Source organism: Streptosporangium saharense, from assembly GCF_014203715.1.
Lineage (GTDB): Bacteria > Actinomycetota > Actinomycetes > Streptosporangiales > Streptosporangiaceae > Streptosporangium > Streptosporangium saharense.
The window spans coordinates 158,264-176,615 of record NZ_JACHJP010000012.1 but is presented as its reverse complement, the minus strand read 5'-3'; the positions used below and the strand labels follow the sequence as shown (position 1 = coordinate 176,615).

At 70.3% G+C, this 18,352-nt stretch carries 17 protein-coding genes and 1 pseudogene; 10 read left to right on the top strand and 8 right to left on the bottom strand.

The features are described from left to right. Positions 1–93: 93 nt before the first annotated feature. The 5 genes from FHS44_RS35930 to FHS44_RS35910 are packed head-to-tail and all read left to right on the top strand — an operon-like array spanning position 94 to position 6,647. Positions 94–1,383 (top strand): ABC transporter substrate-binding protein, encoded by a 1,290-nt coding sequence (locus FHS44_RS35930; RefSeq protein ID WP_184723804.1) that lies wholly within the window; start codon positions 94–96, stop codon positions 1,381–1,383. Continuing rightward, the gene (locus FHS44_RS35925) at positions 1,377–2,231 is read left to right on the top strand and encodes a carbohydrate ABC transporter permease (protein ID WP_184723801.1); all 855 of its coding nucleotides are present in this window, start codon (positions 1,377–1,379) and stop codon (positions 2,229–2,231) included. Before FHS44_RS35930 ends, FHS44_RS35925 begins: the two co-directional genes overlap by 7 nt. After that, positions 2,228–3,046 carry a carbohydrate ABC transporter permease gene (locus FHS44_RS35920; protein ID WP_184723798.1) on the top strand — a complete coding sequence of 273 codons (819 nt, stop codon included), beginning with the start codon at positions 2,228–2,230 and terminating at the stop codon, positions 3,044–3,046. The genes FHS44_RS35925 and FHS44_RS35920 overlap by 4 nt, the downstream gene beginning before the upstream one ends. Then, complete coding sequence (locus tag FHS44_RS35915; protein ID WP_184723795.1) at positions 3,043–4,032, top strand: serine hydrolase domain-containing protein; 990 nt, start codon at positions 3,043–3,045, stop codon at positions 4,030–4,032. Before FHS44_RS35920 ends, FHS44_RS35915 begins: the two co-directional genes overlap by 4 nt. Positions 4,033–4,055: 23 nt before the next feature. Further along, positions 4,056–6,647, top strand: coding sequence for a family 78 glycoside hydrolase catalytic domain (locus tag FHS44_RS35910; protein ID WP_184723793.1), 2,592 nt, complete (start codon positions 4,056–4,058; stop codon positions 6,645–6,647). 10 nt (positions 6,648–6,657) lie between these two features. Here FHS44_RS35910 and FHS44_RS35905 read toward each other — a convergent pair whose 3' ends face one another. From FHS44_RS35905 to pabB, 5 genes are all read right to left on the bottom strand, one after another. Further along, positions 6,658–7,422, bottom strand: a complete 765-nt coding sequence (locus tag FHS44_RS35905; RefSeq protein WP_184723790.1) for a nucleotidyltransferase domain-containing protein — start codon at positions 7,420–7,422, stop codon at positions 6,658–6,660. A gap of 249 nt (positions 7,423–7,671) precedes the next feature. Beyond that, positions 7,672–8,187 (bottom strand): hypothetical protein, encoded by a 516-nt coding sequence (locus FHS44_RS35900; protein ID WP_184723787.1) that lies wholly within the window; start codon positions 8,185–8,187, stop codon positions 7,672–7,674. A gap of 180 nt (positions 8,188–8,367) precedes the next feature. Continuing rightward, complete coding sequence (locus FHS44_RS35895) at positions 8,368–8,631, bottom strand: hypothetical protein (protein WP_184723784.1); 264 nt, start codon at positions 8,629–8,631, stop codon at positions 8,368–8,370. A gap of 82 nt (positions 8,632–8,713) precedes the next feature. Further along, entirely contained in the window at positions 8,714–8,947 is a 234-nt protein-coding gene (locus tag FHS44_RS35890; protein ID WP_184723781.1) for a carbohydrate-binding protein, read from the bottom strand. A 101-nt stretch (positions 8,948–9,048) separates the two neighbouring features. Further along, the gene (gene pabB / locus FHS44_RS35885; protein WP_184723778.1) at positions 9,049–11,262 is read right to left on the bottom strand and encodes an aminodeoxychorismate synthase component I; all 2,214 of its coding nucleotides are present in this window, start codon (positions 11,260–11,262) and stop codon (positions 9,049–9,051) included. A gap of 182 nt (positions 11,263–11,444) precedes the next feature. On the opposite strand from pabB, the gene FHS44_RS35880 reads away from it, so the two are divergent. The 5 genes and pseudogenes from FHS44_RS35880 to FHS44_RS35865 all read left to right on the top strand — a co-directional run bounded on the left by FHS44_RS35880 (position 11,445) and on the right by FHS44_RS35865 (position 14,975). After that, positions 11,445–11,987, top strand: coding sequence for a YceI family protein (locus FHS44_RS35880; RefSeq protein WP_184723775.1), 543 nt, complete (start codon positions 11,445–11,447; stop codon positions 11,985–11,987). A gap of 186 nt (positions 11,988–12,173) precedes the next feature. Then, a pseudogene (locus tag FHS44_RS42085) lies at positions 12,174–12,938 on the top strand (APC family permease); the annotation flags it as partial. A 17-nt stretch (positions 12,939–12,955) separates the two neighbouring features. Then, positions 12,956–13,579: an amino acid permease gene (locus tag FHS44_RS42080; protein ID WP_376771638.1), complete on the top strand. Its 624-nt coding sequence runs from the start codon at positions 12,956–12,958 to the stop codon at positions 13,577–13,579. A gap of 35 nt (positions 13,580–13,614) precedes the next feature. Then, the gene (locus tag FHS44_RS35870; protein WP_184723772.1) at positions 13,615–14,253 is read left to right on the top strand and encodes a GOLPH3/VPS74 family protein; all 639 of its coding nucleotides are present in this window, start codon (positions 13,615–13,617) and stop codon (positions 14,251–14,253) included. Between the two features lie 29 nt (positions 14,254–14,282). Beyond that, the gene (locus FHS44_RS35865; RefSeq protein ID WP_184723769.1) at positions 14,283–14,975 is read left to right on the top strand and encodes an HAD family hydrolase; all 693 of its coding nucleotides are present in this window, start codon (positions 14,283–14,285) and stop codon (positions 14,973–14,975) included. Here FHS44_RS35865 and FHS44_RS35860 read toward each other — a convergent pair. The 3 genes from FHS44_RS35860 to FHS44_RS35850 all read right to left on the bottom strand — a co-directional run bounded on the left by FHS44_RS35860 (position 14,972) and on the right by FHS44_RS35850 (position 18,014). Further along, complete coding sequence (locus tag FHS44_RS35860) at positions 14,972–15,919, bottom strand: serine hydrolase domain-containing protein (RefSeq protein WP_184723766.1); 948 nt, start codon at positions 15,917–15,919, stop codon at positions 14,972–14,974. The two genes, FHS44_RS35865 and FHS44_RS35860, sit on opposite strands and share 4 nt — an antisense overlap. 160 nt (positions 15,920–16,079) lie before the next feature. Next, the gene (gene soxR / locus FHS44_RS35855; RefSeq protein WP_184723764.1) at positions 16,080–16,577 is read right to left on the bottom strand and encodes a redox-sensitive transcriptional activator SoxR; all 498 of its coding nucleotides are present in this window, start codon (positions 16,575–16,577) and stop codon (positions 16,080–16,082) included. A gap of 141 nt (positions 16,578–16,718) precedes the next feature. After that, on the bottom strand, positions 16,719–18,014 hold the full coding sequence (locus tag FHS44_RS35850) for an esterase-like activity of phytase family protein (protein ID WP_184723761.1): 1,296 nt from the start codon (positions 18,012–18,014) through the stop codon (positions 16,719–16,721). Between the last annotated feature and the right edge of the window lie 338 nt (positions 18,015–18,352).

Here is an 18,352-nt window from a genome sequence, read left to right as displayed (position 1 = left end):
CCTCAGGTCTACCTCTTGACGGACGATTCTTCTGTGCCCTACCAATGGAGAACGTTCTACACAGCACTCCCCGACACGAACAGGAGCACGGGCGTGAGCGCACCCTCCCGTATGCTCGGCGCGGCGATCGGCGCCGCCCTCGCCCTGTCCCTCTCCGGCTGCGGCTCGTCCGCCCCGGAGGGGACCGACCAGGTCAAACTGACCCTCTGGCACAACAGCGCGGACCCGGCGCCGCTGCTGGAGATGTACAAGAAGTTCGAGAAGCAGTCCGGCCACAGGATCGAACTCGTGTCGATCCCGTCCGACGGCTTCGAGGACACCACCCAGACCAAGTGGGCCACCGGCGAGCGTCCGGACATCCTGGAGTACCACGCGACGGTCAGCGGCCTGCTCGCCCTCAACCCGGCCCAGAACCTGCGCGACCTGACGGGCGAGGGATACATCGCCAGGTCAGGTGACCTCTACCAGAACGCCGGGGCCGTCAACGGCAAGGTCTACGCCGCCATCACCGGCTTCCCCCAGGTCTTCGGCCTCTACTACAACAAGAAGGTCTTCACCTCGGCAGGGCTCACCCCGCCCACGAACTTCGCCGAACTCTCCGCCGCCTGCCCCAAGCTCAAGGCCGCCGGGGTCACCCCGGTCTTCGAGTCGGGCGGGTCGATCTGGCCGGTGCAGATCCTGCCCATCCTCTACCTCGCGGGCGCCAACCAGTCCAACGCGTACGGCAAGGCCATCTCGGGCCACACCAGCACGCTGGCCGACCCGGGCTCGCCCTTCGTCGCGGGTCTGACCGCCTACGCCAAGCTGAAGGCCGACGGCTGTTTCAACAAGGACATCGTCACCGCCAAGTTCGAGGACTCCATGAAGGCCCTCGTGACCGGCAAGGCCGCCATGGTCGCCCAGCACTCCGACATGCTCCCGGCCCTCCTCGCTGCGGCGGGCGGCGACCAGAAGACCGTGGACGACTCCGTCGGCTTCGTCGGCCTGTCGAGCGACAAGCCGCTCGTGACCTACGCGCCCGGCCCCATTGGCACGTTCTATCTGCCGAAAACCGGTGACGCGGCACGGGAGAAGGCGGCTCTCGACTTCGTGCGCTTCATGACCGGCCCGGCCTACAACGAGTACATCACCGCGTCCAAGACCTTCCCCGTGTTCAAGGACGTGCCCAACCCGCAGGGCGTCTCCTCCGTGCTGCAGGACGTCAAGAAGGCCTACGACACCGGCGCCGTCATCGCCTTCAACTCCGACATCCCCGGCATGGGCGGGCTCGCCCAGCTCATGTCCGAGCTGATCGCCGGGCAGAAGGACCCGCAGAAGGCGGCGACCCAGTTGCAGGGACAGGTCGAGCAGGCGGCCAAGGCGGCAGGGCTGCCCGGATGGTGATGCGGAACAGGGCGGCCTGGCTGCCGTGGGCGCTGCCCGCGATCGTGCTGGTCACGGTCTTCTTCGTCGCCCCGTTCCTGCTCAATGTCCGGTTCGCCTTCTCCTCCTGGACGAGCTTCCGAGCCGAGATCACCTGGAACGGGCTGGAGAACGTCCGCACCCTGATCGACCAGGACCTGCTGGCCAACGCGGTCACCGTGACCGTGCTGTACGCGATCCTGTGCATGGCGATCCAGAACACGGTAAGCCTCTCGCTGGCCCTGGCCCTCCAGCGGACCAACCGGCTCAACACGATCTTCCGCTCGGCGTTCTTCCTGCCGACGCTCATCTCGCCGCTGGCCGCCGGATACATCTGGCGCGGGCTGCTGGCCCCCGACGGGGCGGTCAACTCCTTCCTCGGCATCGAGTGGGCGTGGCTGGGCGAACCGTCGACCGCGCTGGTGACTGTCGCGTTCATCGACGCGTGGAAGTGGAGCGGGCTGATCACCCTGGTCTACATCGCGGGCCTCAACTCCATCCCGAAGTCGCTGCTTGAGTCGGCGACCGTGGACGGGGCCGGGCCGTGGACCCGGTTCCGGCGGGTGGTGTTCCCGATGCTCGCCCCGGCGCTGACCTTCAACGTGGCGGTCACGCTGGTGGGCGCGCTCAGCGCCTACGACGTGATCGCCGCCACCACCGGCGGCGGGCCCGGCGACCACACCCGGGCCCTGAACGTGGTGATGCGCCAGCAGTGGGGACAGGGCTTCTTCGGCTCCGCCAGCGCGCTGGGATTCACCGTGACGCTGCTGGTGATCGCCACCGCCGTGCCCCTCGTGTGGTGGCTGCGGCGCAGGGAGGTAACGGGATGAGAGCGATCCTCAAGTACACGGCGCTGACGCTCTTCGCGATCCCGTGGGTGCTCGTACCCGTCTGGCTCGTGGTCGTCAACTCGTTCAAACCCGCGGGCGAGGCCGCGGAACTCGGCCTCGGCCTGCCCAGGACGTGGGCCGTCGCCGAGAACTACGGCATCGTGCTCGACCGGGGCGGCTACCTCACGGGACTGCTCAACAGCCTCAAGGTGACCGTGCCGATCGTGGTGGCCGTGGTGCTCCTCGGCGCGGCGGCGGCGTGGGCGTTCGGACGCAGCCGGTCGCGGTGGCTGCAGGCCGCCTACTTCGTGATGGGGCTGTCGATCCTGCTGCCGCCGTCGATCATCCCGACCGTCTACCTGCTGCGCGCCCTGTCGCTGGACGGCGGCTCGCTCGGCTACGTGCTGACGATGACCGGCTGCCGCCTGGGCATCGTGATCTTCCTGGCGACCGGGTTCGTCCGGGCGTTCCCCCCGGACCTGGAGAACGCCGCCGCCATCGACGGCGCCTCCCGCCCGCAGGTCTTCTTCCGCATCCTGCTGCCGCTGCTGCGGCCGGTGCTGTTCGTCGGCGGCGTGATCCTGATCATCAACGTCTGGAACGACTTCTTCTTCGCCCTCTTCCTGCTCCAGGGCAGCGCCAACGCGACGCTGCCGCTGAGCCTGTTCCAGTTCGCCTCGGGCACCCTGCAGAGCCTGAACTGGAACCTCGTCTTCGCCCACGTCCTGCTCACCACGCTGCCCCTGGTGGCGGTGTACGTCGTCGCCCAGAAACGCGTCCTGGCCGGCCTCACGGAAGGTTCCCTGAAAGGATGACAAGTCATGACATCGCGCTCGACTGGGTCAGGCGCGAGATCAAGGAGGGACGGCTGCCCTGCGCGGTGTTCGGCGCCGCCACCTCCGACGGGATCCAGGTGCTGGAGGCGTTCGGCGAGCACGACGGCCGGGCGACCAGGACCGACGACCACTTCGCGCTGTTCTCGGTGACCAAGCCGCTGACGGGGCTGCTCGCCCTGCGCCAGGTCGAGCGCGGGCTGCTGTCGTTGCGCCGCCCGCTGCGGGACGTGCTGCCGAACTTCGCGCGGCCCGACGTCACGCTCTGGCACCTGCTCACCCACACCGGCGGCATCGCCGAGCAGACGCTCACCCCCGACGACCTGGTGGAGCACCTCGTCACGGCGCCGTCGCTGTTCGAGGCGGGCGCGCTCAGCCACTACTCCAACCTGGCCTTCGCCGGGATCGCGGAGATGGTCCGCGACGTCACGGGCCGCGACCTGGCCGACCTGGTCGACTCCGACCTGAACACGCTGGTGCCCGGCGGCGGGCGCATCACGTTCGACCCGGCGTGCGACGCTGCCGAGGTCCACGGCCTCGACCTGCTCGGGCCCGGCTTCGACTTCGACAGGTTCGTACGGCTCCGCCACCCGGCCGGGGCGCTGTTCTCCCGCGCCGAGGACCTCCTGGCACTGGGCGGGGCGCTGCTGCGCGGCGACCGAGGGCTGATTCACCCGACGACCCTGGCCGCCATGACGACCCCGCAGACGACGGGCCTGGTCAAGCTGCAGCCCGACCCGGTCAACGCCGGGCAGGACTGGGGCCTCACCTGGAACCTGCGCCACTCGGCTCCCGGGCTGCTCGAACGGCGGCTGTACGGGCACGGCGGCGCCTCGGGGTGCCAGTGGTGGATGTATCCGGAGCAGGACGCGTGCTTCGTGCTGCTGATCAACGTGATGGCGCCGAGCCTGTCCGGCGTCGACGTGGACGGTCTGCACAACGCCTTCACCACCGGGCTCGATGCGTGAACCGGGATTCGGGGGTGCTCGGAGTGCAGGTCTCAGGCGCGCAGGCGCCGTTCGTCCGTACGGCCCCGCCCGGTTCACTGGCGGGCCTGACGTGCGGTCTCGCGGACCCGGTAGGGGTGGACGAGCCGTCACCCCGGCTGTCGTGGAACGCCCGGCTGCCCGGGGAGGCCACCGTGGTGGTGTCCTCCGACGGACGCGAGATATGGCGGTCAGCCGTACCCGCCGGATCTCACACCGTGGACGTGCCGGGCGAGTGGCTGGCGCCGCTCACGCCGTACACCTGGAGGGTGGAGGGGCACGCGACCGGCGCGTTCACGACGGGCCTGCGGGCGCGCGGTGAGTGGGACGCCCCCTGGCTGGCGGGCGACCCCCGGGCGGCGGTGAGCCTGCGCGGGTCGTTCACGTGGCATCCCGCTCCCGGGCGCGCCTGGCTGGCCGCCACCGCGCTCGGCGTCTACCGGGCGCTGCTCAACGGGGTACGGCTGAGCGCGGAGGAGCTGGCTCCCGGCTGGACCGACTACGGCCACCGGACACGGTATCGACTGCTTGAGCTGACGGAGCTGCTCGTCCCCGGCGAGAACGAGCTTGAGCTGTGGCTCGCTCCCGGCTGGTACGCGGGTCACGTCGCCGGTGGAGGGCCGCGCCGCTACGGCGACCGGCCCGCCGTCAGCGCCCAGGTGCTCGTGCGGGACGACGACGGGGTCCGCCACGTGTTCGCCACGGACGCGGCCTGGACCCGGCGAGATCTCGGCCGCCCACGCGCCGACCTGGTGATGGGCGAGACCGTCCAGGCCCCTTCTCAGGAGACCGGACCCGCCGAGGCGGCGGCCGCCCCGGAGATCCTGGTGGAGGCCGACCCCGCTCCCCCGGTCCGGGTGATCGGCACGGTCCCCGCCGTCTCCGTGACCGAACCCGCGCCGGGCGTCCAGGTGGCCGACTTCGGCCGCAACGTCGTCGGTCGGGTACGGCTGCGCGTCGACGCGCCGGGTCCCGTACGGATCGTGGTTCGGCACGGGGAGGAGCTGACCGCGTCCGGGCGGCTCTACACCGACAACCTGCGCACCGCGGACCAACGTGACGAGTTCGTCCTCGATCCCGGCTCGCACGTCGTGGAGCCCGCGTTCACCCTGCACGGGTTCCGCTACGCGGAGGTCACCGGCTGGCCGGGCGCGCTGACGCCGGACGACCTGGAGGCGGTGCTGCTGTCCTCCGCGCTCACGGTCACCGGCTCGCTGACCGTGAGCGATCCCGCCGTACGGCAACTCGTCGCCAACATCGGCGCGTCGGCGGACGGCAACCTCGTGAGCGTGCCGACCGACTGCCCGCAGCGCGACGAGCGGACCGGCTGGACCGCCGACATCTCGGTGTTCGGCTCGACGCTCAGCTTCCTGCGGCACACGCAGGCGTTCCTGTCCGGCTGGGTGACGACGCTGATCGACGGGCAGCGGACCGACGGCGCGGTCCCGCACGTCGCGCCGGTCCTGCCGGAGTACGGATACGACGCCCCCGTGTGGTCCGACGCGCTGGTCGAGGTGCCGTGGCTGCTGTGGCGGCGCTACGGCGACGACCACACGCTGCGCCGCGCGTACGACCCGATGCGCCGGTGGATCGACTACTGCCTGGCCCAGGCCGAGGGCGGCATCAGACCGGGCAGGGCCCTGGGCGACTGGCTGGCCCCCGGCACGGTCGAGACGCCAAGGAACCTCATCTCCACCGCCGCCCTGGCCCGCAGCCTCCGCCTGGTCGCGCACGTGGCCGACGTGCTCGGCGAACCGCACGCGCCGGAGTACGGCGAGGCGTTCACCCGCGTCTCCGGCGCCTTCCAGCGGGCCTTCCTCAACGGGCCGAGGCTGCACACCGAGACGCAGACCGGCTACGCCGTCGCCCTCGCCTGGGACCTGGTCCCGCCCGAGGACCGGGCCGCGTCGGCGCAGGCGCTGGCCGAGCTGGTCCGCGCCGACGGGCACCGGCTCATGACGGGCTTCGTCGGCACCCCCCTGCTGCTGCCCGTGCTGTCGGAGACCGGCCACCACGACCTGGCGAGCCGAATCTTCAACCAGGAGGGCTACCCGTCCTGGCGCTACCAGCTCCGTGCCGGGGCGACGACCATGTGGGAGCGCTGGGACGCCTGGCACCACCGGTACGGCCTGCAGACGCCGACCATGAACTCCTTCAACCACTACGCCTACGGCTGCGTGGGCGACTGGCTGTTCCGGCACGTGGCGGGCCTGGGCGACGACCCGCGCGGGACGGGTGGCGGCTTCGGCGAGCTGCTGCTGCGACCCGGCCCCGTCCCGCTGCTGCGCCAGGCGCACGCCCGCTACGACAGCGCGTCAGGAACCGTCGAGTCGGGCTGGCGGGCCGGTCCCGACGGGGTCCAGTTCACCTTCGCCGTCCCCGAGGGCGTGACCGCCCGCGCGGTGCTGCCCGTCCACGGCGCGTGGGACGGGATGACCGTCAACGGCACCTTCCTCATGGGCCTCAGCGAGCAACTGCCGACCACCAGGCTGCCCGACGGTTCCTGCGCCCTGAACCTCCCCCCGGGCCGCTGGTCCTTCACCGCCCCCGCCGCGGCCACAACCCACCTCCTCCAACAGTGGGACGACCTGGGCTGACTCCGCGTTCTCACCGGCCGGAGCCTGAATCCTGAGTCTCGAACAGGGTTTCCGCCGCCCTGATCGACCGTAGGAGGGTGTCGGGCTCCGGCCGCAGTCCGGCTGTGATCACGTCGAGGTCGCGCAGACCCGCCTGCCGCAGGAGGCGTTTCTCGTTGGTGACCCACTCGCCACGTGCCGCCAGCACCGCGTGCGCGGTGTTCATGGCGGCGGTGGCCAGTGCTCCCGCGACCTCGGTGACCTGGCCGCGTGGGGCGTAGGAGGCCTCGGCGTAGCGGAGTGTCATGGTCGCGCGGCCACGCCACACCGGTGGGGCCGCCTCGCGCAGCGCCCGCGGATACTCGGGGCGGGGCAGGCTTCCACGGAGCACCCGGTTGGTGGCGAGTTCGGCGACCACCAGATAGCTGGGGATGCCCGCGAGGTGGAACATCAGCGGCTCCCAGCGGAAACGCCCTTGCCGGGCCTCGGCGATCTCGTGCTCGACGACGTCGAGATCGCGGTAGTGGACGTCGACGCGCCGACCGTCGATCGTGAACCACGCTCCCCCGTTGAAGACCCCGCCGCCCCACCCGCCGATCTCGGAGACCTCCCCGGGCCACCCGACAGCACGCAGATCGGCCGGATCAAAACCGCCCCGGTAGTAAATCGCCAGGTCCCAGTCACTGTCCGCCGCGTGAGTCCCCTGAGCGCGCGAACCACCAAGCGTCACGGCCTGTACGGCGGGCAACCCCGCGAGCCGGTCAGCGACAGAGTCGAGAAACATGTCGTCGGTCATCGAGAGTCCGATCGTGTGAAGTGGATACCGGTTTCATCACGGGCACACCGAACGGACGCCGAAGGGCGTCATACGTCTCGGTGCGTCGTCATCACTTCACACAGCCGACCCTACCGTCCCTTCCGGGGCTCATCGCCACTGCGTGGCGCCGAACGCACGAAGCCGCCGCGGACTACCGGACTCGAACCGGCTCACCCCGGTAAAAGAGAAACCGAACGCGCGAGCGGAACATGATTTGCCGCGCTGACACTACGGAGAGGAAAGCGGCGGAATTCCGTGCTCGGGGCCACGGGAAACGCCGGAGGCCGGGTCTTCCGGACAGTGGGTCTCCGTCCAGGTGACGGTGAGGTCCTGGCAGGTCAGGATGATTGTTCCTGGCCGAAGAGCGATTTCGTGGGTGCAGCCGTGAGGATGAGGAAGAATCTCGTCGAGAATCACCACATTGGGAAGAGCGGCGCTGTCGAGTTTGATGTCCGACACGCCCTCGTAGTGGATGGTCAGATCCTCCTGGTGTTTCCAGCAGTTGTGCCGGAATGCGAGTTCCACGGTGTTTCCCGTGAAGGAGATCCGTTCCAGGGCGAGGTCCTTCATGCATCGCGGACCGTAGAAGTCGTAGTGCAGGGGATCGGTCGCGAACGCGCGGGCGCCCGGCGGCAGTTCCTCCGCGAAATCGGGGAGCCGTTTCAGATACGTGGACGGATCGATGACACCGTCGATGACACCGCCAGGAAGGGTGATCGTCGCATCGAGATCGACGTACTTCATGTGAAGATCACGGTCCTCCTGTGAGCTCAGCGAAGGTCATTCGGATGCCAGGCGCGAGAGGGTCGAGTGGAGCCAGGCACACTCTACGCGCGGCGGGAAACGTCAGGGGTCAGGGAGTTTGCCCCTCTCCCGGTGCTGTCGCTCGCGTTCGGCCAATCAGGCGAAGGATGACTGAAGGCGTCAGGGCTGCGGGAGGGACTCCTGGGCGAAGGTGATGACGATGTATCTGCCGTTGGCGTAGCTGGTCACGGGGCGCTGGAGCACTTCCCCCACCCTGCGGGCGACCGACTGGAACAGTTCGACCATCTCCGGGGTGTCGGCGGAGACGCGGAAGCGTCCGTCGGTGGTGAGGTGGTGGGCGACGAGGGGGACGAAGCCCGACTCCGCCCGGGTCCTCTCCTCCGTGTCGAGGGGGGTGCGCCGGGTGCTGGGGGGAAGGGTCATCGCGTGCTCCTCGTGGTCGCCGGTCCTCCAGCATGCCACCGCTCACGGATAGCCCGGGCCAAGGCTCCAGAAGCGCGGACCACTACTTCACGAGCTGCCACAGGGCGGGGGTGTTGGGCGGTTCCCAGCCCGTGACGAACACGTGGCTCGCCAGGCAGCGGTAGATGTGGCCGTCGTAGACGATCAGGTCGCCCAGTCGGCAGGAGTGCCCCGGCTCCCAGATAGGGGTCTCGACCGCCCGGGAGACGACCCCGGCGCTCGCGGGCGGCGTGCCGTACGAAATGGGGATGAGGGGGACGGCGGTGGCGCGCTTCACGGTGGCTCCTTCTGGGGGTTTCTCCCACAGTGTCCGCGCCCTGCTGGGAACGGGTAGCCAACGTTTTTCCATGTCCTACCGCTATGCCCGGGGCTACGGCCTCATCCGGCGTGGGCCCGGTCGGTCGCCGGGAGGGGGCGCAGGGGCGCCCTGGCCTTCAGCAGCATCTCCTCGTACTCGGCGACCGGGTCGGAGTCCAGCACGACGGCCCCGCCCGCGCCCACGGTGAGGTGGCCGTCGCCGATCACCGCGGTACGGATCACGATGTTGAGGTCGGCGGCGCCGCCGAGCGCGAAGTAGCCGAGTGTCCCCGAGTAGATCCCCCTGGGCGCGCCTTCGAGCCTGTCGATGATCTCCATGGTCCTGATCTTCGGCGCTCCCGTCATCGAACCGCCGGGGAAGCAGTGCCGGGTGGCGGTCAGCGCGTCCACGTCCTCGCGCAGCCTGCCCCGCACGGTGGAGACCAGCTGGTGAACGGTCGTGTACGACTCGACCGCCATGAAGCTCGGCACCTCGACCGTGCCGACCTCGCAGATCTGTCCCAGGTCGTTGCGGAGCAGGTCCACGATCATCAGGTTCTCCGCGCGGGACTTGGGGTCCCTGGCCAGGTTGTCGCGGACGAGACTGTCGAGGACGGGGTCGGGATCACGCGGGGCCGTACCCTTGATGGGTTTCGACTCGATTGTCCGGTCGCGAGTGATCCGCAGGAAGCGCTCCGGCGAGGAGCACGCGACGCGGTGCCCGTCCCACTTCAGGAAGGCGGCGTACGGCGCGGCGTTGAGCAGCCGCTGACGCGCGTAGAAGTCCAGCGGATCCCCGGTGTACGGCAGGCGCGCCGTGGTGGTCAGGCAGATCTCGTAGCTCTCCCCCGCCCGCAGCAGGCGGTGGCACTCGGCGACGTCGGCCAGGTAGCCGTCCCGGGAGCGGGCCAGCCACGGCTCGACGTCGGGTTCCTCCTCCGGCCTGTACGGCACGGGCCCCGTCGGCGCTTCCCGGACGGGCAGGTCCGCAGCGACCAGGTCGGCCCACCGGTCGGCCTCCCGCGCGTCCCCGGCGCCGGGTCCGGCCAGCGCGACCACATGGGTGCGCCCCTCCAGGTGGTCGATCGCGACGAAGCGGGTGGCCGAGATCCACACGGCGTCCGGCAGGTCGGAGCGATGGACGGCGGCGCCGGAGGACTCGGCCTTCATCTCGTAGCCCAGGTAGCCGACGTATCCGCCGTCGAGGTCGAAGGGCAGCCCGTGGTCTCCGTCGAGGGCGCGTTCGGCCAGCCGCAGGGCGAGGACGTCGTAGACGGAGCCGGGCAGGTGGGTCGTCGTGCCGTCGGGACGCGTCGAGGTGACCTTCCCGTCCCCGACCCGGTAGCGCAGCGTCTCACCGTGACGGCCGCCCCCGTCGCCGACGAAGGAGAACCTGGACAGACCGGGCTCGACCCGGCTGCTGTCCAGCCAGAAGGCCGAGGGGCTCGCGGCGAACCAGCGGCGGAAGGTCAGCTCGGCGTCGGCCTCGAAGGGGAGGGTACGCACCCTGAGCCGCCACCGGCCCGACTCGTGTTCCTGGGGAGACACGGACGAGGCCGCCGGGCCGTACGCCCCCTGGGTATCACCCCCAGGCTCCGGCGAGAACGCGAGGTCACGCTCCCGCGAAGTCACGGAGTCGCGCTCCCGCGAGGGCACCGCCTCATGTTCTTGCGGGAGTACGGCCCCGCGCCCTCCTGGAGACACGGTGAGGGAGATCCGTTCCCTGGTGAGGGTGGCGAAGTTCTCCACCAGGCGGGAGCCGTACTGAGTACCGATGGACTCGGGGTGGAACTGCACGCCCCACCAGGGGCGGGTACGGTGCCGCAGCGCCATCGTCACCCCATCCCGCGCCCAGGCCGTGGTGACGAGGTCGGGCGCCCCCGCGGGCTCGACGCACAGCGAGTGGTAGCGCACCGCGGCGAAGTCCTGCGGGATCCCGGCGAACAGGTCCGTTCCCAGGTGCCTGATCCGGTCCACGTGGCCGTGGCGCGGTTCGGGGGCGGGCACGACCTCGGCGCCGGTCAGCCAGCCGAGGGCCTGGTGGCCGAGGCAGACGCCGAGCACGGGCAGGCGGGTCGCGCGCAGCAGGTCCGCGGTCAGGCCAAGGTCCCGTGGCTCCTGTGGCCTGCCGGGACCGGGTGAGACCACGATCGCGTCGTAGTCGGCGGGGTCGGCCTCCCGCAGTTCGGTGGAGTCGTTGCGCACCACGACCGGCATCCGCCCGTAGACCCGCGCCATGAGCTGCGCCAGGTTGAAGGTGTACGAGTCGTAGTTGTCGATGAGCAGCACCCGCACGACGCCTCCAGGGGGCCTCCAGGGTCGGTCGGCGCGGCGGAGAACTGCCGCCTGCCGGGGACGGGACGATTCGGCGCGACACCGGCATTGCGGTTTTTGCCCCTTTCGTCCCCGCGCGGCGCCGCCGCCAAGTCTACGGTTCCCCCGAACGGCGACGACCGGGGCCGGGTTAGCCTGGGGAGGTGGACACCTACCCGCTGGGCCCGGACAACGGTCCGCTGCTGGTGCGCACGACCCGCACCGGGCTGGGCGCCAGGGCGGGGCACGACCTGACGATCGAGGTGACCCGCTGGCACGGCGAGGCGGTCGTCGATCCGGAGGATCCGGCCCGTTCCTCGGTGTCCGTCGAGGTCGACGCGACCTCGTTCGCGGTGCGCGAGGGGACCGGCGGGGTCAAGCCCCTGAGCGACGCCGACCGGCGGGACATCGTGCGCAACATCGGGGAGAAGGTCCTGGACACCGCGAGGCACCCGGTGATCGCCTTCCGGTCCTCCCTGGTCGAGGGCACCGCGGAGGCGTTCCGCGTCGAGGGCGACCTCACCCTCGCCGGTGTCACCCGGCCCGTCACGATCGACGCCCTGCTCGCGGACGGGCGCGTGCGGGGGTCCGTCACGATCACGCAGAGCCGGTGGGGCGTCAAGCCGTACTCCGCCCTGTTCGGCGCGCTGCGCCTGAGTGACGAGGTCGGCGTCTGGTTCGACCTGGCCCTCTCGCCGGGCGCCTGAGAGCATTTGTCCCGGCGTGCCATCGGCCGTCCGGAGCCGCCAGATAAGCGCCCCTTAAGTGGAAAATATGCCGATATATGGTACGCGCTTGCGGCATTCCGTGCGCTACGGAAGGATCACCGGACACGCTCCGCCACCGTCCGTCATCCACCCCCCGGGCGGGCGGGCGCGCCCGCACATTGACAGATGACGCCACAGGAGGCTGTCGTGCAGCCGCAGGAGAGCATCGAACGGTTCGGATACCGGCAGGAGCTGCGTCGTGGGATCGGCCTGGCCGACCTGGTGTTCTACGGCCTGATCTTCATGGTGCCCATCGCGCCGTTCGCGATCTTCGGATCGGTCTACTTCACCTCGGGCGGCATGCCGGTCCTGACCTACCTGGTGGGCATGGTCGCGCTGCTGTTCACCGCCGCCTCCTACGCGCAGATGGTCAGGGCGTTCCCGCTGTCCGGCTCGGTCTACAACTACGCGGGCCGGGGCGTCTCCGCGCCGGTCGGCTTCATGACCGGGTGGGCGATCCTGCTCGACTACGTGCTCGCCCCGTGCCTGCTGTACCTCGTCGCCTCGATCGCCATGCACTCGACCGTGCCGCAGATCCCGGTGTGGCTGTGGCTGCTCGCCTTCGTGGCCGTCAACACCGTGATCAACCTTCGCGGCATCCGGATGACGATGACGCTCACCAAGGTGATGATCGCCGCCGAGCTGGCCGTACTGGCACTGTTCCTGGTGATCGGCGTCTGGGCTCTCCTGGAGGGCCGGGGCAGGGAGTTCAGCTTCGCCCCGCTGTTCAACCCCGAGACCTTCTCCTGGCCCGTCGTGTTCGGCGCGGTCTCCATCGCCGTGCTGTCCTTCCTCGGCTTCGACGGGATCAGCATGCTGGTCGAGGAGTCGACCGGCGGCTCCGCCCAGGTCGGCAGGGCCATGCGGCTGGCCCTGATCCTGGCGGGCGTGCTGTTCGTCGCACAGGTCTGGGTCGCCGCCCTGCTGGTGCCCAACCCCGACGCCCTGCTGCAGCAGCCTCGGACACCGCCTTCTACGACGCGGCGGCCGTCGCGGGCGGCGAGACGCTCTCGCGCATCGCCTCGACGGCGACCGCGATCTCCTGGGGACTGGCCAACACCCTGGTCGCCCAGGTCGCCGTCTCCCGCCTGCTCTACGCGATGGCGCGTGACCGGCAGCTCCCGTCCTTCCTCGCCAGGGTCTCGGTCAGGAACTCGGTGCCGACCAACGCCATCCTGCTCGTCGCCGGGCTCTCCGTCGGGCTCGGGGTATGGATGTCCACCAGGGAGGACGGCGTCAGCCTGCTCGGCAGTCTGATCAACATGGGCGCGCTTGTCGCCTTCGTCGTGCTGCACGTTTCGGTCATCACGCACTACGTGGTCCGGATGCGCTCGACGGACTACCTGTCGCACCTCGTCGCGCCACTCGTCGGGATGGCGATCCTGATCTTCGTCGTGATCAACGCCAACGTCATGGCGCAGACGGTCGGCCTGGTCTGGCTCGCCCTCGGCGCCGTGGTCCTGGCCGCCCTGTACGCCATGGGCCGCGGCCCCTCCCTGCCCGACCTGCCGGTTCCCGAGCGGTCGGTGTAGGCACGCCCGTTCTGGACGCAAAGGACGACCACCGGATGAACGGGTTGCCGCTCCCCCAGGAGCTGTACCTCATCGCCCACGAGCAGTCGGGCAGACCCCTGGCCCATCCCTCGTCGATGGCCCTCGGACTGGCCGGGGCCGCGCTGCTCGAACTGGTCATCGGCGAACGCGTCACCGTCTCCGGGGGCAGGGGCTCCCTCGCCGACGACACTCCCCTCGGGGACGCGGTCGTCGACGGCTTCCTGCCCATGATCCGGCAGGACCGCTCCGGTGGGGACGTCAGGACCTGGATCAAGCAGGCGGCCGGGGACGTCTACCGGCACACCCAGGCGAGCCTGGTCACCGCGGGCGCCCTCGCCCAGGTGACCAGGCGCCGCATGGGCCTGCTCTCGCAGACCCGCCACGAGATCACCGACATGGCGTGGGTGGTGCGGGCCTGCTCGGGGGTGCGCGCCGCCGCCGAGGGCAGGGAGCCGCCGGACGCGCGCTGCGCCGCGCTGTGCGGCCTGGTCGGCGTGCTGGAGGTGGATGCGGCGCTCTATCTCGGCCAGCCGTCCGGTCAGCTCGTCGTCCGCCTGCGCGCCATCGCCGCCGAGCACTCCCCCATGATCAAAGAGGTGGTCGGCATCGTCGAGACCCTTACCCGCGAGGCCGCCATCGCCGTCTACCGCTGACCCCTGACGCCGCTTTGGAGGAGAACCCGGTGCCGTTCAGCGCAGTGATCTTCGACTTCTACGGGACGCTCACCCCGTCGACCCCGAAGCACGTCTGGGACGAGCACGCGGCCCGCAGCGCCGCCCCGCTGGGCATTCCCGTCCCGGTCTGGCGGGCCGCCCTCGACTCCTCCTTCGCCGAGCGGGCCACCGGCTCCCTCGGAGATCTCAGGAGCACCCTGCTGACCCTCGCCCGCCGCTGCGGCGTCGATCCCGGTGAGGCCGCCCTCACCGCGGCGTGCGCCGCCCGTACCGGGGCCCAGCGGGAGCTGCTCGCCCTGCGCGACGACGCCCTCGGCACGCTGGGCGCGGTCCGGGAGCGCGGCCTGGCCGTCGGTGTCCTGAGTGACTGTACGGCGGAGCTGGCGACGGCGTGGCCCGAGCTGCCGCTCGCCCCTCTGGTGGACGCGGCGGTCCTGTCGTGCGAGGTCGGCAGGCGCAAGCCCGACCCCGAGCTGTTCCTGCTGATCGCGCGGCGGCTCGGGGTGACGCCCGAGGAGTGCCTGTACGTGGGTGACGGCGGTGGGCGCGAGCTCACCGGGGCCACGGCCTGCGGGATGACGGCGTTCATGCTCTACGCCGACGACTGGGAGGGCGCGGACGCCCAGCCGAGGGAGCACGACTGGGCGGGCCCCCGCCTGTCCCACCTGTCGGCGGTGCCCGGCCTCCTCGATCCGGCCTAACGTCCAGGGGCGAAAGCGGGCAGCACCACCTCGTCGAGGACGGTGGCCGAGGTCGCGTGGTCGTCGGGCAGGTTGTACCGGCCCGCGGTCACGACGACGACAAGTCCGAGGTCCGGCCGTAGGTACAGCCGTTGCCCGCCGTTGCCGAACCCACCGACCCAGTCGGGGCCCAGGTACCACTGGTAGCCGTAGTCGAGCCCCTCCCCGATCGTCACGTACGGCGTGAGCATGCGGGAGACCCACGGGGAGCCTGATTCCAGGACGTGACGGCCGATCCTGGCCAGGTCCCTCGGGGTCAGCCTGAGTCCGGAGGCCGCCGCCGCGACGCCGTCGTCGCCCCTGGCCCACTCGAAGGCCGTGATGCCGAGCGGCTCGAACAGCGCCGTGCGCGCGAACTCCTCAAGCGGCACGCCGGTGCCCCTGGCGATGAGGCCGCCGACGAGGGCAGAGGCGCCGCCGCAGTACCGCCAGGTCGTGCCCGGATCCTCGACGATCGGCCGCTCCAGGACGTACCGGTAGCGGTCGGGCGCCGTCTCCATCGCGATCTCGCTGTTGGCCGTGCTGGTGTAGGGGACGCTCTCGTCCCATTCGAGCCCCAGCGTCATCGTCAGCGCGTGCCCAACCGTCAATCCGGTACGGCCCGCTAGATCACGATATTCCGGGAAATATGCGTACAACGGCGCTTTGGGGTCGGGGACGTGGCCGCGCGCCAGGGCCAGGCCGTACAACAGGGCGACGACGCTCTTGGTGACCGACCGGAGGTCGTGGAGGGTGTCAGGCCCGAACGTGACCGTGCCGAGGGGGCCGCTCCAGGCGACGTCCGGCCCCTCACCGTAGTGTTCGAAGACCAGGTCCTCTCCACGGGTGACGACCACCCCGTGCAGGCCCGGTGCCCTGCCCGCGCGCACGATCCCGGCCAGCGCGGCTTCCATGTCTGTTGGCATGCCTCTCCTTGTACGGCCTGACACCGCGTCAGAGTCCAGCGCCCCGCGCCCCCTGGAACGGGGAAAGCGTTTCCGCACGATTCCGGTCGGCCGGGAAATTACCCTCAAAACCTCCCTGAATTATGAACGGGATATCGGCTGAGCGCTTTCCACGAATCCGTCAGCAGGAGCACCGCACCACCTCCTCCGCCGCCGTCCGCTTCGCCTCGCCCACCCCCTCAAGGAGGCGCCGGGGACCCGAGCCGAGTTTGCCGAGCCTGTCGTCCGGGTTGGCCATCGGGCAGCGGTCGATCGACAGGCATCCGCATCCGACGCAGTCGGTGAAGTTGTCACGCAGCTTCTGTAGCTCGCGGATGCGGGCGTCGAGCTGGTCACGCCACCGCGTTGACATGTGCTCCCAGTCCTGCCGCGTGGGAGGACGCGCGCTCGGCAGGTCCTCCAGGGCGACGGCGATCTCGGCCAGCGGGATCCCCACGCGCTGCGCGACGCGGATCAGCGCCACCCGTCGCAGCGTGTCGCGCCGGTAGCGCCGCTGGTTGCCCTGCGTGCGCCGGCTCGTGATGAGCCCCTGCCGCTCGTAGAAATGCAGAGCGGATATCGCGACACCGCTGCGTGAGGAGAGTTCCCCGACGGTGAGTTCAGTCGGAAGGTCACCCATCCCCTCCTCCCTCCAGACGTCAATAAATATTGAGGTTCTCGCGCGAATAGTACTCCTCCGAGGGAGAAAGACGACGACCCCCGTGGGCGCCGGGAGGGGGTTCGGCGGCCCACGGGGGTCGATGGGAGGAGGGAACAGGGGTTACCGCAGCGGACGGGGAAGGCTGATCGTCAGGATGCGGCTGGCGACACCGGAGTCGACCAGACGGCCGTCCTCGCCGAAGGAGCCGAGGCCGAAGTCGTTGTCGTTGGCGATCGCGATGGTCCTGGGGTCGAGGACGGTGACGCCCTCGATCTTGCCGGGCAGGCCGGGGATGGCGGCCAGGTCGACGGCCAGGGACTTGGTCGCGACGGTGACGCCCTTGGGAAGGGAGGTCTCAAGGGAGGGCGTGGTCGCCGGGTCGTCGTGCGGGCCGCGCAGGAGGTTCGTCGCCCGGCGCACGTCGACGGTGTACAGCCGGGCGAGCGCGTCGGTGCGCTCCTGGAGCAGCAGCCGCCCTGGGCTCAGCACGTTCAGCGCGGAGATCTTCATGTCGCCCTGCTCGGCCTTGGGGTCGAAGGTCGCGACGTTCTCCATCGTGTAGGCCCACTCGGCGGTCGGCCGCCCGGTGCGCAGGTCCACGCGCAGGATGCGGGCGACGCTCGACGCCTTGCCCGCCTTCTTGTCGGGGTTGGCCAGCGGGCTCTGCACCGCGATGTAGAGGGCGCGCTCGGCGGGCGAGATGCCCAGCGCCTCGAAGCCACGGTTCTGCTGACGGGTGGCGAAGACCGCGGGCAGCGTCTCGTGGACCGGGTAGCCTGCCCCGGTCAGCTTGAGCCCCTTGGGCACGTACCTGGCGAGGATCCGCCCGTTGGCCGCCACGTGCACCAGGGAGGGCGAGTACTCCTCGACCAGCCAGAAGCCGCCGCGCCCGTCGGTGACGATGTCCTCGGTGTCCAGCCCGTTCGGGTCGTAGGGCAGCTCGGTCAGGCCGTCCCAGGTGTAGGGAACCTCGTCGTGACCTTCCTGGTTCGACAGGCCGGTGATGGGCGTGCCGTCGGACTTCTTCAGCGTGATCGCCTTCACGATCCTCGCCTTGCCGTGCCGTACGGCGACGCGCACGATGGCGGGTGCGAACTCGGGAACCGGGAAGGTGCGGCGCTTCTCGCCGTCGATCTTCGGCTCGCCGTTCGGGCCGCGGTCGGTGACCATCCAGTACTCGCCGGGACGGCCCGCGGGGTAGAGACCGCTGCCGACGCCGCCCAGCTTCACGCCCCGGTCGTCCTCGACGAGCCCGCGCTCGAACTCCGCGAGGGCGGGGGCGGGCAACGTCACGTCGGAGGTGACCCGCGGTGCCCTGTCCTTGGGAGCGGCGACGGCGGGGGCGGCGACCGCGCCGGTGAAGGCGACGGTGAGCGCCGCCGCGGTGGCGAGGGCGGCGATGAGGGGACGTGACATGACGCTTTCCTTTACGACCTGGTCCATGACGAGATCCGGAAGCTATCGACGCCGAACGACCTGAGCCCTAAGCCCCGGTGAACACGAAGCGAAGGCGTACGGTGACCCCGGACACACCACGCCTTCCCCCACCTGCGATCTTCCTCCACGGGTGCGAAGCCGTACCACCCGGACGCAGGTCTTCCCACACGGGCTCAAGGTCTTCCCACACGGATGTGGGGTCTTTCCACATGGGCACAAACCCTTGTGTCCCGGGCGCAAGGCTTCCCACCTGGGCGTGCAGCCGTACCACGCGGGGGTGGAAACCTTCGCCGGGAGGGGACCGGTGCGTCCGCGCG

What these genes read in the sequence shown, in the direction of transcription:
- FHS44_RS35905 (WP_184723790.1), bottom strand. Translation starts at nt 7,422, where the DNA reads ATGACCGACGACATGTTTCTCGACTCTGTCGCTGACCGGCTCGCGGGG.
- FHS44_RS35870 (WP_184723772.1), top strand. Translation starts at nt 13,615, where the DNA reads ATGAACGGGTTGCCGCTCCCCCAGGAGCTGTACCTCATCGCCCACGAG.
- FHS44_RS35920 (WP_184723798.1), top strand. Translation starts at nt 2,228, where the DNA reads ATGAGAGCGATCCTCAAGTACACGGCGCTGACGCTCTTCGCGATCCCG.
- FHS44_RS35860 (WP_184723766.1), bottom strand. Translation starts at nt 15,919, where the DNA reads ATGCCAACAGACATGGAAGCCGCGCTGGCCGGGATCGTGCGCGCGGGC.
- FHS44_RS35850 (WP_184723761.1), bottom strand. Translation starts at nt 18,014, where the DNA reads ATGTCACGTCCCCTCATCGCCGCCCTCGCCACCGCGGCGGCGCTCACC.
- FHS44_RS35900 (WP_184723787.1), bottom strand. Translation starts at nt 8,187, where the DNA reads ATGAAGTACGTCGATCTCGATGCGACGATCACCCTTCCTGGCGGTGTC.
- FHS44_RS35915 (WP_184723795.1), top strand. Translation starts at nt 3,043, where the DNA reads ATGACAAGTCATGACATCGCGCTCGACTGGGTCAGGCGCGAGATCAAG.
- FHS44_RS35895 (WP_184723784.1), bottom strand. Translation starts at nt 8,631, where the DNA reads ATGACCCTTCCCCCCAGCACCCGGCGCACCCCCCTCGACACGGAGGAG.
- FHS44_RS35925 (WP_184723801.1), top strand. Translation starts at nt 1,377, where the DNA reads ATGGTGATGCGGAACAGGGCGGCCTGGCTGCCGTGGGCGCTGCCCGCG.
- soxR (WP_184723764.1), bottom strand. Translation starts at nt 16,577, where the DNA reads ATGGGTGACCTTCCGACTGAACTCACCGTCGGGGAACTCTCCTCACGC.